This is a genomic window from Rhodopirellula sp. UBA1907 (assembly GCF_002337565.1).
Classification (GTDB): Bacteria; Planctomycetota; Planctomycetia; order Pirellulales; family Pirellulaceae; genus Rhodopirellula; species Rhodopirellula europaea.
Genome location: NZ_DDGH01000006.1, coordinates 2,930 through 16,097, shown reverse-complemented (window position 1 = coordinate 16,097; position 13,168 = coordinate 2,930). Strand labels below are relative to the sequence as shown.

The window sequence follows — 13,168 nt, the reverse complement described above, 5'->3', positions numbered from 1 at the left end:
CTTCAGGCCGCTTCGTTGAAGAGCTCGCCACCACCGCGATTCTGTTTCTGGCCGCTTTTGGCGCTGGGCTTGCCATAGGTCGGTGGTGCGGCAACGCCGGCCAATCGGTCGAGCATCTCGGATTGAAACTGCGTCAGGTGATACTGGCAGACGAACAACGCGTTGGCACGTTGGTGCGTGGTTTTGATTTGCTCGGCTGCTTCGCCGCAGCGTTTCGCCAGTCGGGCGTCTTCGATGCGTCGGGACGACAACAGTTTTTCGGACAAGCTGAGTCCGTTGGCAGGTGCGTCCTCATCGCGAAGCAAAACGTCGCGACGTTCCACCATGGCCTCCAATTGCGAAATCGTTTCGGCCAACCGGACGGTGGATTCGTCGACTTCGTTGGGTTGAAGATTGATGGTGCGGACGCGAGTCTCGTCCAGGATCAGGTCCATCGCCTCAGTGATTTGAACCAGATCGTCGACATAATCGGAGACTCGTTGAGTCCATGATTCATGAGCAGACATAGAGTTGGTCATCATTCAATAGAAGGGCGGTCGGGAAAGGATTCGGTGGATAGGGAACGTTCGGAACGGGTGAGCTTCATCGGTGATCGTTGCGGCTCACTCGATCATGCTCGGCGTTGCATTTGAAAGAGTTGATACATCGGTTCGGCGATCGTTTCCGATGATGCGTCCGACATGGCTTCGACGAGGTGCTGGTCCATTTGTTGTTGGAAGACCTCCTCGGTCCGTCCGCCATGGAAGTAGGCGGGTTTGCCAACCGATTCACGCATCGTCGACAACATGCTGCCGAACAACGTTTGTCCGACGAAGTCACCAAAGGCTTCCTTCAACGGTTCTTCCTCTTTGCCGTCCGTACCAATCGTTTTGGAATTGGAAAGTGCGTCCAGATTGGCTCTGGCTTCGCCACTGTGTGGCATGGGCAACGAGGTTGCTTGCAACGACGACAGGCGGGATGACGAAAGCGGTGTCATGGCGGGTTCGACCTCAGGATCGAGAGTCGGCGATGGGAGGGCGGCATGGAAACCAAACGTCGGCAAACGTGATGTCTCTGTCTTCGTTACCGATGAGTGATCTCTACCGAAAAATGACTTCGCCGTACAAGTCACCTTTCGCTTTCAAGGTTTTGATAATGGCGATCAAGTCTTCCGTCGGGACATCCAATGCGCCCAGGGCGTCCGCCAAACTTTTGAGCTTGGCCGCCTCCGGGGTTCCATCGGGACCGACCTCGACGAATCGGCCACCGCCGCCTGCTTCGATGCGCAGGTTTCGATGAGTGACCAGCACCGGCGCGATCTCGACGTCTTCGCCGATCACGACGACGCCATCGGCTTCGTTGATCACGACTCGTTTGCCGCGATTGGACAGAGGGACGACGATATCGAGGAGAAATGCAATGAACTTGATTGGGTTGTCGCGATAGGTCGGTGGGATGACGACTTCAACATGCAATTGATCGATCGCACGAGCAAGGGCGACGCTGCTGTCATTGCCAGTTCCTTGGCGATTGGGGCTCGCCAACCGAGATACGGTACGGTCACTCATCGTCAGCGATGTCAGGCTGTTGACCTCTTCCTCGATCTTGTGGGCAGTGCTGAAGTCGGCGAAGTCTCGATCAATGACCAGTGTGATGCGATTGTCATGGACGTAAGACGCTTGGACAGACGTTTCCATCTTCAAGCCGCCTTGGATGGTTGCCGTCGTGGGAGGTGCATCGGCGGAAACTGAGATGCGTCCTTCTGCCATCCCGTAGACCGTCGGGTTGTCAGCTCGTGGACCAAGCATCGGCGTGAGCATCAGATAGCCCCCGTCGAGGCTCTTGGCACTGATCGCGTTGATCGTCACATCCAACACATCACCCTGCTGCGCACCGACGGTTGGAATGGTGGCGCTGACAAAAACCATGGCGACATTCTTGGCATCGCCGACGTCTTCGATATTCAAACGTCCGGCCGCGTCGACTGCCATCGGCCCGCCCATCAATTGCATCATCCGAGCCAGCGCGCGTCCCTTGGGAGCCGCGTCGCCGTCGCCGGTTCCTTGCAGACCAACCACCAATCCGAGGCCTTGCAGGGTATTGGTTTCTTGGCCTTTCAAGCGACACAGGTCGCCGAGTTTCATTCCACCCGCCATCGCCGATGGCAATCCGCATGAAGCGGCGGCCCACAGGATTGCGGTGAAAAACACGGTCGTTCGAAGCATGCGTTGGCTGTTCATTAGAATGGTTTCAAACGATCGAAGGCACGTTGGAACCATCCGCGACGATAACCATCTCGCAATTGGCCCTGGTCCTGTTTGTTGATTTCGAGGTCGATCAGATCGCGACTGAGCACGACGTTGTCCGGACCGATGTCCTGAGCTCGGCAAATGCCTGACAGCGACGTTTCCCAAAGGTTGTCGTTGACACGGTATTGCTTGCGAGCCTCGACGACCAAGTTGCCGTTGGGGCGAATGTCAACGATGCGTGCAGCGATGTTGAACGACATCGATTCGCGAGATTCGACGGAAGCTTCGGCTCGCGATTTGGCGGTGGTTTGGGCGTCGACCGTGGGATCGCCCTCCGCCTGCGGATCGGGAATCAATCCGCCGCTTCCAAGTTTGATCCATTCCGAGAGCGTGGCTTGGAACAACGACACTCGCCGTTTTTTGGTGTCTCCTTCGGCCATCATTCGAGCGATTTCGTCGACGCGAATGGTGACGATGTCTTGAACGCGAAACGCTCGCATTGGTGGAGCGGGTTGATAGGTCCAGCTCACCCCGGCCAATCCCACTGCGGGAGGCGGCGAGTTGTCGTAGGACGGCGCAGGTTGACTCGGGTTGTTGTTGGGATTGTTGGCGTCGTTGGGATACGGTCCCGCGGGAGCTCGCTCGGCCACGCCTGGCGGAAGGAACTCAGGCGGCATGACGGCGGCATCGGGGCCAACGCCGGGAACCGAACGTTGCTGAAGGTTACTGGCGGGAACCACCGCGCTGGTCGGTCTGGCAGGTGCGTTGGGCATCCATGGCGGCGTGGCATGCAGCAACGACGAATTTTGCGCGCTGGCGATGCTGCCCGAAAGCATCAATGACACTGCGATGGTGGCAAACAAACGAGGCATGGATGTCATGGTTGCGGTTGCCATTTGCGAGTGGGTTTGTTCGCGAGAACGCGGTTGGGTTGTGTCACAATCTCAACGACCGATGGCTCCACGACTTTGGCCAACAAACGACGTTTGGGCGACAAGGTTTCGATTTCGATCAATTCGTTGTGGGCACCATCCCCCAAAGCTTTCGCGGTGGTCGTCACGCGGATGCCGCCACCGGAGACCTGAACTTCGACCAAATCGCCTCTGCGAACCAATCGCGGTGCGGCAAAGTCGCCGGGCCGAAGTGGCACGCCGGACCGAATCAGGCCAACGACTTCCATGCCCATCACTTCGTCGATATTCATGACGCGATCACCGGAAAGCTCATTGACCGGTGAAGGTTGGAAGTGGACATCGCCGGGGCCAACACGATGGCCTCGCTGCAACGGGCGTCTTGCAACCACGACGGCGGGTTTGGGAGTGAACGTCACTCGCACAATGCCGTCGCACTGATTGGTCCGAGATCTCGCATCGATTTTGATGCGACAGGTAATTGGTTTGGTGTCTTCTGCTGACCAGTGAGGCATCGCATCAAGGAAACGAATGTCTCGTACGCCTTGCGTTTCGGCCAAGGAACCAATTTCGTGCGACACAAATGAGGATTCGTAGTCGAACGCGTCCGTCAGATCGCGGTATTGATTTTGGAGACCGAGGTGAACCCAGTGAGAAAGACGTTCTCGCGTTTCGAAATCCAGGTCGTCCTCCTGAACGGGGTGATCCAGCATGGCGTGGGCGACATAGGTCGCGTCGACTGAATCGTTTTGCGTTGAAACGGGACGAGCTCGGGTGAATTGGTTGGGTTGGGTGAGAGTTGCATCTGCGTGACTTTGTTCGAGCTGAACATCGGCATTTGCCCCGCCACTTGATTCATTGACTGCGTGCACCACGATGGTTTCACCGCCATAGATCTTGATTCGGCCCGCGGTGGCTTGGCCTCCGACAATTAAATCTGCCAATCGGTCGCGTGAGATCTTGGCTGCAGAACCATCCAGCGGCATCAGACCCACAGTCGCATCCGCCAATCGCGGCCAAGCTGCAAAGTTGGCTTGCAGGGGACGGACCACGTCGCGAAGCCGAATGATCGGTGAACTGGTGCTGGCGTTTTCGATGGCTGTGAATTGCCAACGAGTGTCGGCGTCGATCGTTTGACTGCGAGGGCCTTTGGATCGTGTTGACTGACCCGATGTTCGCATGGATGCTGGCGAAACTCTCGGTGGGGGATTGCGATTGAACTTTGGATCGGCGCCATAGAACAGTGTTCGCATCCCAGCACCAGCAATGTCGCTGGCGTCGTTTGGCGTTTGTGCGAAGAGATTCAACGAAACCAAAATCGAGCACGCCGATGCGCATGCGATGATCCACCCTTTGATAAAGGCGGATCGCAAAGACTTTTTCGAATTCGGGACCATCAAGGTTTAGAACCGTCGAAGTTGAGAGATGTTTTGCATGACTTGATCGCCCGCCTGGACCGCTTGGCTGTTCAATTCGAACGCCCGCTGGGTCGTGATCAGGTCAATCAGTTCTTGAACCGGTTCGACGTTGGATGCTTCCAAGTTGCCTTGGCGAAGCACACCCATGCCGTCTGTTCCCGGGTTGTTGATTTGCTCTGGACCGGATGCGTCGGTTTCGGAGTACAGGTTTTCGCCGTTCTTCAACAATCCATCGGGGTTGATGAATTGAGCGAGCTGGATTTGGCCTTGGTTGGTCAATTCGGTTTGCCCTGGTTGGCGAACCATGACTTCACCGTTGCTGTTGATGACAACCGCGGTAGCGTCCGGTGGGATGGTGATCGGAGGATCGAGTAGTCGGCCGACTTGCGCCGAACCCATGACCAACTCGCCATTGGCGTTGATGTCCAAGTTGCCAGCTCGGGTGTACATCGTGTCTTGGCTGGACGGGTCCACGACGCGGAAGTAGCCGCCGCCTTGGATGGCGACGTCCAAGTCCCGACCGGTTTGCTGCAGCGTTCCTTGGCGTTGATCGGTTTGGGTGCTGGTCACACGAACGCCCAAGCCGACTTGAGTGCCGACGGCGGTGGGAGTTTGCGTGGAGTCTTGCACGCCAGGGTAGACCTCGGTTCGATACAGCAGGTCTTCGAAGTTGGCGCGATCCTTTTTGAAACCAGTCGTGTTGATGTTGGCCAGGTTGTTGGCGATCACGTCCAGTTTGGTCTGCATCGCCTCCATACCGGTGGCGGCGGTGTACAGCGTTTGAACACTCATGCGAAATTTTCCTTGTGAGAGAGCGACGACTGCATCGCGGTTAGCTCTGTAGGACGCGACCGATCAGGGAACCAAGAACACTGTCTTGGTTTTTGATCATTTGGATGTTGGCTTCGTAGGCACGAGACGTTTCGATCATCTCCATCATCGTGCCCGTCGGGCTGACAGCGGATTGTTCCAGCGAACCTGCGACGACGTTGCGTTGACTGTCGGGGACCAAGCTGAACTCGGCCAATGGTCGAAAGAGGTTGCCGCCAACGTTGGCCAAGTCGCCGTAGCTGGCCGGTTGAGCAAGCATCAGTTGTTGGGTTTCGCCGGCCTGAGTGATCGTGCCTTCCGAGCCGACCGTGAACGGGCGTCGTGGGTCGATTTGGATCGGCCGGCCGCCTTTTCCAAACACAGGATCACCGCCAGAATTGACCATCGTGCCGGTGGAATCGAACATGAAATCGCCGGCTCGCGTGAGCAGCTGTTCGTCACCGCGTTGCAGAACAAAGAAGCTCTTCTTGTCGTGCAATGCAAAGTCAGTTTCACGACCGGTGGTTCGAATTGCTCCGACACCAAATTGAGTCTGTTCGGGCTGGATGGTCACGCCACCGCCGATGTCGTCCGCACCACCGAGTCCGGGTGAAACCATGCCTTCTTCGATCAGTTCCGAGAACCTAGCCTGCAAGATCGTTTGGCTGGGTTTGAATCCCGGCGTGTCGACGTTGGCAAGGTTGTGGCTGATCTGTTGCAGTCGGTGGTTTTGTGCCTGGGCACCCGCTGCTGACAGATAAACTCCGTAGGGCATGGATCGCTCGCTTGGATCGCGTGACTCCGGTTCCGCCGAACCGTTCGACGTTCCTTTGGGGGTACGCAATCGGGGACACGAACCTCAAGGTCAATTCTTGAGCGAAAGTTTGCCGAATCTCGGAATTTATTCCTGTGACCGTGAATTTCGAGCCGGAATCGTTTTGAAAGCCAGGGATCAGCCTGCCTCGCCGAGGTTTGCATGACATTGCAAGAAGCTGGATTGATCGAGTGATTTCGGATGCAATGCCAGCAGCGTCGCGAAGCCAGGAACGCTGCGAGTAAAGTGGACGCCGCGATTGCAGAGACGTTCCAATGAGCGGAACACCGAATGCAGCGTCGCAGCGGAAGATGGTCGGGGAGTGAACGGTTGTCGTCACTCCGCGACTGCTGCAAAGAGGTTGTCGCCTCTTGTTGGCTCGCTACTCAACGGCCGGCGCGCTTGGCACCGGCGATCGCAATTGTGGATCTGTGACCACGGAGCAATGGCATGGTCAGTTCCGTGTTTCACACCTGGGCCAATGCTGGTGAGGGCACAAACCGTGTTACGCGGATGCCATTTGATGCGACAGCACCGGCATCTGGTTGTCTTGACCGCTCTGGCGAGCCGCGAGTCCGGCGATCGCACAGACTTGTTTCAGCGACTTCTCGTAAGCCGACATCGACTTCACCGAGGGAGCGATTTGCAGGATGCCAATCGACAGACGTTCGCCTTCGTTTGTTTTTTCAGCCGCGGCCAAAGTCACGCCGATCGAACCTGCCGCACCGCAGATTTGGTGGGCTCGTTCCATCGCATCGTCCGCCTCGAGATGAGGCATGCAGATCACCAGCGTTGATTGATCCAGGCAACCAATGTGGTCTTGGTTGCGTGTGGCGGCACGAACCAATTGGAGCAACGATCGCATGGTCGCTCCGCTGGGTTTGCCCGACAGTCGGACGCTCATCAATTGGTTGGATGCCTTCCCTCGATTGGGCGACGTTTGCATTTCTTCCACGTAGTCGACCATCGTCGCCATGTCCGGAAGGTAGCTCAGTGCCTTAGGACGTTCGCTGGCGGGTTCTTCCAACGCGTCTTGGAATTCTTCCACGACCTCGGGGGCCGCTTCGACTTCTTCGGTCACAACGGTTCGCGGCTCGGGAGGCTGTTCCAATTCAACCGATGATCGTGTGTCGCGAGCCAATGCTTCCACTTCCGTTGCCAATTCTTCTTCTTGGGCACGAGGCGCCGTGATAGGTTGTTCAATCAGATCTGAACTGGACGAAATTGGTCTGATCGGCGTGGCGACTTTCGAAGCAGTTTCGGAGATTGGTTCTTCGACTGCAGTATCGCTCGGAAGTTTGCCCGCACGAACGAATCGTTGTTGATCAATGTAGTGGGCACAGTCGCGGCCGACTTCTTTGGATCGGTAAAGAGCTTCGTCGACTCGCTGCAGCCATTCTTGAGGAGACTGCTGCGGCTCGAGTGCTCCGATGCCGACGCTGGCGTTGACCTTCAAGCATTTGCCTTCGAACCGAACTTCACCTGTTCCGATGGCAACTCGAGTTTGTTCAATCAATTCCACCGCCTCGGCCAACGTCTTGTCGTGCAATAGCATCACGAACTCTTCGCCGCCGAACCGTGCGACCATCCCGTGTGGTTGCAAGCGAGCGTCGAGCAATTGGGATACCACTCGCAAAACTTCGTCGCCAGCACGGTGACCGTGGGTGTCGTTGAATTTCTTAAAGTGGTCGACATCTAGCACAGCCAGCACGCCGGCGCGAGTCGGACCGAGTGCATGACGACGCAGCAAGTGCTCATCGAATGCACCACGATTGAAAATCTGAGTCAGTGCATCGGTTTGTGCCCTCTGCTCGGCCGATTGCAGTTGTTGCGATTGTTCACGGATTCGAGCCTGTGCTTCCGCAAGTTGCGTCCGCATGACTTCGTTGGCCGCGATCATTTGATCGACGGCGTCCACGATCGCGGGCGGCGAATTGGACAGGTCGCTTTCGTGAAGCGTTGTGCTCAAGTTTTCGACGCGACTTTGATGAGCGTCGACATCGGCAGCGATGGATTGAGTGTATTGCCGAACGCGATCGGCAACGGCCATCACCTTTTCAGCGTCCGGGGAATCTTCGGTTGATTCGAGGTTTTCATCGGTCACCGAAACACCTTCCGGCGATTGCGGGTTCACCGAAGAGGCTGGCGCGTTCGGCGTTGGAGAGTCAGATACTTGCCCTTGGTTGTAAAGAGCATGCATCACCCAGCCACAAGTCATTCCGGCGCCACCGCTACTGGCTGCAATGATGATATCGAGAAGCACGTGTCAGTCCCCGCAAAGGATCTTGAAGTTCAGATGGATGAAGAGTGGGCAATGGAGGCCAGCGAGTCGTGTCGTCGAAGCCTCACCCCATTATGTGTGCTCGCCAACGTTGTGATGGATCACAGATTCCCCGACCCACCCGAATGCCGCTTGCGAGACACAACCCTACGTCATAGTTTGCGGTAAAAGGAAAAATCTTCTTCTTTGATGCCCCCCTTTTGGAAGAGGGTCGATCTCCGCCTTTCTGACGCGACCGAGTCAACGACATGTTGCGACAACTCTTCCCCAGCACTCGACTTGAGGAAATTTTATTCAAAGAAGTTGGGTTTTTTGCAGTCGCGACCCATTGCCCCGATCTTTCCTGGTTTGACAGTCGGCTGTTTGCTCATCGCAACAAAATCAAAGAATTGCCGTGGCCTGAATCTTGAACATCGGAAATATTAGTAAGGACGGAGTTTGCGCAGGACAAACCTGTTCGGCCCTTCACGACTTCCTGAAAGGAATTGGGACATCTATGCATTCGACCACTCAGCCAAACGACACTGCTTCCACTCTCTCCGGTGCACCGATCGGTTTTGCCGATCCTGCCGATCTTCGCGTTTCGGAACTGCGTTCCACCGCCGCCATCCGAGCTTTGGCTGACAGCAATGTCGCCGAATTGCGGTTTCTGCGGGTGGACGAAAGCGAAAACGAAATCTGCCTGACCGGGCGTGTTCGCAGCTTCTATCACAAGCAGCTCGCTCAAGAAGCGATTCGCCCCGTCGCCGCAGGACGCCAAGTCGTCAACCGCGTCGACGTCTGCATGACCTCCTGAATTCGCGGCTCAGCTGAGTGACCGCGACCGAACTCGGCCTCGACGCCGGGCTTCCCGATCCGGTGAAAAATTTTCAACGCATCCATTCAATGCGTCCCGTGTCTCACTCCGCGGGAATTCGCTCGGCCAGTTTGTTCGTTGAAAATGCGTCGCTGAAGTATTGGCGATATTCGGTTTCTTTGACCGGGAACAGAGCGTCAAATGCGTCTTTGCCTCCAGCACCATGCTGGAAACGACGCTTTGGATTGACTGGCATCTTCACACCGGTCACCGCTTGAATGCCCGCACCGACGATTTGGCCCTTCAGTGCGTAGAGCTTCTCATGGTCCCAATCGGTCATCTCGATGAATGGGGTTCCCTCGGCGACCTCGATCACCTCGGGCAATGCCATCGGGCTGAAACCGTGGAATCCCAATCGACGCGCCGGCGCACTTGTCCGAACATGCCCGCGACTTTGACCACCGCTGTAGACGAGTGAATGCTTCACGGCGTCCACGCCCCAGCCTTCTTGGTAGAGCATTTGATTGTTTAGAACGCTTCGAATGGTCAGTTCGGGATTCTCTTCAATCGGATAGTCCTTGAAGTTCTCGTCGCCGCCATCTCCATCGACCAAGTACCTCCAATCCGGATATCGATCGCGAATGCCTTGGCATAGGGCCAGTCCCATGGTGGCACTTTGGATATCCAGCGGTTTGTAGTCCTCGGTGACTTCAATCGCGGATCGCCAATCGATGTGAGACTTCTCCACCGAGATGACTTCCAATAACATCGGCATCCCGATCGCTTCCAAGAATTCGCTGGCCTGCGCGAAATCAGTTTCGCGAGAGTGAGCGTTTTCCTTCACGGACAACACAAACGCTTTCAAACGTTGAGGTGTCTGGCCGCGTTCTTTCAACGCGTGAATCATCGCGATTAACACCGCACCGCTGTCGATGCCTCCGCTGAACATCACACCGATCGGTGCGTCCTCTTCGATCGTATCGATCCAATCGGAACACGCACCGACCAGTCGTTCGATGTACCGCGTGCCGATCGCTTCGATGCTGGCAGGCAACGTGTTCGAACGTGGGTCAAAGAATCGGTGCAGCGTTGGATTGGGATCGGGGCAACCGGTCAGTTGCAGCTTCATGACGTGATGCGCCGGCACCATCCGCGTGTACGAAGGATGGAATTGGTCTTCCAGCCCTTCTGCTCGCAGTTGTTCAAAGATCTCGTCGATCCGCTCGGCGACAATCAAGCAAGGACCCGCGGCACGCTTGGCCAAGAAGTAACGCATCGGACGCCCGATTGATCGAGCCATGTGCACCGTCTTACCTTCCGCCTGCAAAATCGCGAACTGCCCGCGGATCTTTCCAACCGATTCGGCATCACCACTTCGAACCGCTGCTTCCGCCGCTTCGCGAGAGGTACCTAACAGGATGTCGCCGCTGGGATCCAGCAAGTTCACGATGCGTTCGATAACCGGAGGCGCGTTCATGTTCATGGCAAAGTTCCTGATGAGTGAAGTGGATGGGAATGAGAGAGGCATGATTGTCGCAAGTGTTTTGCGTGCCAGCACTGTTCAATGCGATCGGGAGTTTGCGATCAGGCCAATGCTAAACGCTCAACGATCGCGATCAAACATCGAACGATCACGCAAAGGCTTTGCCAACCAACCGTTCGTAACCTTCTCGGTAGCGATCCGCGGTTTGATGTGCGATTGATTCCGGCAGAGGAGGCGGCGGGCTGTTGCGATCCCAGTCCGATTCTTGCAGGTACTCGCGAACAAATTGCTTGTCAAAGGACCGTTGAGAGTGTCCCGGTTCGTATTCGTCTGCTGCCCAAAAACGAGAACTGTCGGGCGTTAGCACTTCATCAATCAACATCAGCTCGCCATCGACGACGCCAAACTCAAATTTGGTGTCCGCGATCAACAAGCCACGTTCAGCCGCGATCTTGGACGCGTCTTGGTAGATTGCCAAACTCATTCGTCGCAGTTGGCTGGACTGTTCTTCGCCGAGCGATTGACTCATGACTTCGTACGAGACGTTTTCGTCATGCCCTTCGTCAGCCTTGGTTGCTGGTGTGAAAATCGCTTCGCTGAGTTGGTCGCATTGCTTCAGCCCCGCTGGCAAAGAAACGCCGCAGACTTCACCTGTAGCTTGGTATTCTTTCCAGCCGCTGCCTTCGAGGTAACCTCGAACGACGCATTCAAACGGAACGACCGATGCCTTCCGAGTCACCATCACGCGACCTTCGAGCGGCTTGGGATCAACGACGGCGGCGACGTCTTCTGGGACGTTGGTGCTGATCAAGTGATGCGAAATCGATTGAGGGTCACCAGAGTTGTCGGTGCTAGCGGGGCCAATGTTTTGGCCGATTCGCCCCGCATCCATTTGCTCGAACCAAAACCGGCTCATCGCGGTCAGCAAGCGTCCCTTGTCGGGAATGCCGGTGGGCAAGATGTAGTCGAACGCGCTGATCCGATCGCTGCTGACAATCAGCAGTCGGTCGCCCAGATCGTACACATCACGGACTTTGCCTTGGCGGCGTGGAAACGGCAGTTGGGTGCTCAGCAAAGCGCCCGCGGCATCGAATTGATAGGTGTCATTCATGCCGCAAATGGTCGCACACCGACCGGGTGCCGACAAGCATCACCCACTGCAGCTTCGCTTTCGGGTTCCATCCGTCGCGGAAGTCGCCAAGACTTTCGGCAAGTCCAAACGTGCTTCCTGGGACCGCGCCAGCACCAGCCAACGCCGAACAGAATCGGCGTGGTGAAACGAAGAAAGGGACCAAGGCATGAACTGTGAACTACGCCCGAAATTACTTCGGTGCGATCATGCAGATCATTCGTCGACCGTGCTGTTGGGGCTTGGTTTCGACCTTGCCCACTTCGCTCAGGATCTCGATGACCTGTTCCATCACTTTGCGGCCCTCTTCGATGTGGGCCATTTCACGACCACGGAACAGCACGCTGACTTGGACCTTGTCTTTGTGTTCCAAGAACTTTTCAGCTTGGCGAACCTTGGTGCGAATATCTTCGTCACCGGTTTTGGGCCGCAAGCGGATTTCTTTGGTCTTGGTGTGAGACGAACCGCTGTTCTTTTTCTTGTTTTTGTCGTACTTGAATTTGCCGTAATCCATGATTCGGCAAACCGGCGGACGCTCTCCAGGGGCCACTTCGACCAAATCCAACCCTGCATCGCGAGCACGCTCGAGAGCCTGTTCGGTTGGGATGATTCCGAGTTGTTCCCCCTCCTCGCTGACAACACGCACAGGCGTGATGCGGATTTGGGCGTTGATGCGAGTTGAATCGCGATTTTCCGGTTGTACGTTTCTGCGTGCCAATGCCACTAAAGCAATCTACTCCGGCCGGGGGGCGTTCCGGCGCAAGTGGAAATCAAATCGATGGAAACGAATGTGTTGCCATCGCAGCGGGTGGACGCGTCGTCCAGTCAAAATCCGCTTCCTAAACAATAGGATAGTCAGCCTGACTAGTGGGGGAGGAATTCGTGAAATTCGTTCCAACCGCGTCAACCCCAATTTTCTGAAGTATCCGGGGGTGGGTCCGCAGCCGTCAACAGCGAATTGGTGAATTCTTTGCGTTTTCGCGGATCTGTGAGTGATTCCGACGCATTTCCTGGGCGTCACGGGGTCGGGAACAGTCCGCGAGCTGGCAATCCGGCGCGGATCGAAAAATGCGTGATCGGGGTGGCTTGACGAACCGTCAGGGTCATCGCAAACTGTGCGACCGCTTTGGAAACGCAGGCACTGGATCTTGTCCCCCAGTCAGCCGATTTCCTATCAAAGCACCCGCGAATGAAGCGGGAACCCTTGGGTCGAAGCCTGGATCTCATCCAGATCAGACCCGACGGGCGATTAGCTCAGTTGGTTAGAGCGCCACGTTGACATCGTGGAGGTCACAGAT

The 13,168-nt window shown here is 56.2% G+C and carries 13 protein-coding genes and 1 tRNA gene (1 of these 14 only partly in view); 3 read left to right on the top strand and 11 right to left on the bottom strand.

All coding sequences use genetic code 11. The features are described from left to right. Positions 1-2: 2 nt before the first annotated feature. From B2R17_RS01985 to B2R17_RS01950, 8 genes are all read right to left on the bottom strand, one after another. A complete protein-coding gene (locus tag B2R17_RS01985) occupies positions 3-506 on the bottom strand; it encodes a hypothetical protein (protein WP_008671291.1) in 504 nt (167 codons plus the stop codon). A gap of 104 nt (positions 507-610) precedes the next feature. Next, complete coding sequence (locus B2R17_RS01980; protein ID WP_007331516.1) at positions 611-976, bottom strand: rod-binding protein; 366 nt, start codon at positions 974-976, stop codon at positions 611-613. A gap of 103 nt (positions 977-1,079) precedes the next feature. After that, positions 1,080-2,219 carry a flagellar basal body P-ring protein FlgI gene (locus B2R17_RS01975; protein WP_339888836.1) on the bottom strand — a complete coding sequence of 380 codons (1,140 nt, stop codon included), beginning with the start codon at positions 2,217-2,219 and terminating at the stop codon, positions 1,080-1,082. Beyond that, a complete protein-coding gene (locus B2R17_RS01970) occupies positions 2,219-3,109 on the bottom strand; it encodes a flagellar basal body L-ring protein FlgH (protein ID WP_286762710.1) in 891 nt (296 codons plus the stop codon). The genes B2R17_RS01975 and B2R17_RS01970 overlap by 1 nt, the downstream gene beginning before the upstream one ends. Continuing rightward, positions 3,106-4,446: a flagellar basal body P-ring formation chaperone FlgA gene (flgA, locus tag B2R17_RS01965; protein WP_286762621.1), complete on the bottom strand. Its 1,341-nt coding sequence runs from the start codon at positions 4,444-4,446 to the stop codon at positions 3,106-3,108. Before flgA ends, B2R17_RS01970 begins: the two co-directional genes overlap by 4 nt. A 96-nt stretch (positions 4,447-4,542) precedes the next feature. After that, positions 4,543-5,349, bottom strand: coding sequence for a flagellar basal-body rod protein FlgG (gene flgG, locus B2R17_RS01960; protein ID WP_007329888.1), 807 nt, complete (start codon positions 5,347-5,349; stop codon positions 4,543-4,545). Between the two features lie 40 nt (positions 5,350-5,389). Then, complete coding sequence (locus B2R17_RS01955; protein ID WP_286762620.1) at positions 5,390-6,211, bottom strand: flagellar hook-basal body protein; 822 nt, start codon at positions 6,209-6,211, stop codon at positions 5,390-5,392. Between the two features lie 475 nt (positions 6,212-6,686). Continuing rightward, positions 6,687-8,444, bottom strand: coding sequence for a GGDEF domain-containing protein (locus tag B2R17_RS01950; protein ID WP_286762619.1), 1,758 nt, complete (start codon positions 8,442-8,444; stop codon positions 6,687-6,689). A gap of 514 nt (positions 8,445-8,958) precedes the next feature. Here B2R17_RS01950 and B2R17_RS01945 point away from each other — a divergent pair. After that, a complete protein-coding gene (locus tag B2R17_RS01945; protein WP_008671307.1) occupies positions 8,959-9,258 on the top strand; it encodes a BON domain-containing protein in 300 nt (99 codons plus the stop codon). Positions 9,259-9,361: 103 nt separating this feature from the next. Here the strand turns inward: B2R17_RS01945 and B2R17_RS01940 are convergent, their stop codons facing one another. Both B2R17_RS01940 and B2R17_RS01935 read right to left on the bottom strand, forming a co-directional pair. Continuing rightward, a complete protein-coding gene (locus tag B2R17_RS01940; protein ID WP_286762709.1) occupies positions 9,362-10,735 on the bottom strand; it encodes an asparagine synthase-related protein in 1,374 nt (457 codons plus the stop codon). A gap of 154 nt (positions 10,736-10,889) precedes the next feature. Continuing rightward, a complete protein-coding gene (locus tag B2R17_RS01935) occupies positions 10,890-11,852 on the bottom strand; it encodes a phosphoribosylaminoimidazolesuccinocarboxamide synthase (RefSeq protein ID WP_286762618.1) in 963 nt (320 codons plus the stop codon). On the opposite strand from B2R17_RS01935, the gene B2R17_RS01930 reads away from it, so the two are divergent. Then, the gene (locus tag B2R17_RS01930; RefSeq protein WP_286762716.1) at positions 11,842-12,018 is read left to right on the top strand and encodes a hypothetical protein; all 177 of its coding nucleotides are present in this window, start codon (positions 11,842-11,844) and stop codon (positions 12,016-12,018) included. The genes B2R17_RS01935 and B2R17_RS01930 overlap by 11 nt on opposite strands. 45 nt (positions 12,019-12,063) lie before the next feature. Here the strand turns inward: B2R17_RS01930 and infC are convergent, their stop codons facing one another. Further along, positions 12,064-12,594 carry a translation initiation factor IF-3 gene (gene infC, locus B2R17_RS01925; protein WP_007329878.1) on the bottom strand — a complete coding sequence of 177 codons (531 nt, stop codon included), beginning with the start codon at positions 12,592-12,594 and terminating at the stop codon, positions 12,064-12,066. Between the two features lie 519 nt (positions 12,595-13,113). Between infC and B2R17_RS01920 the strand changes: the two genes are divergently transcribed. After that, a tRNA-Val gene (locus B2R17_RS01920) sits at positions 13,114-13,168 on the top strand (it continues 191 nt past the right edge of the window).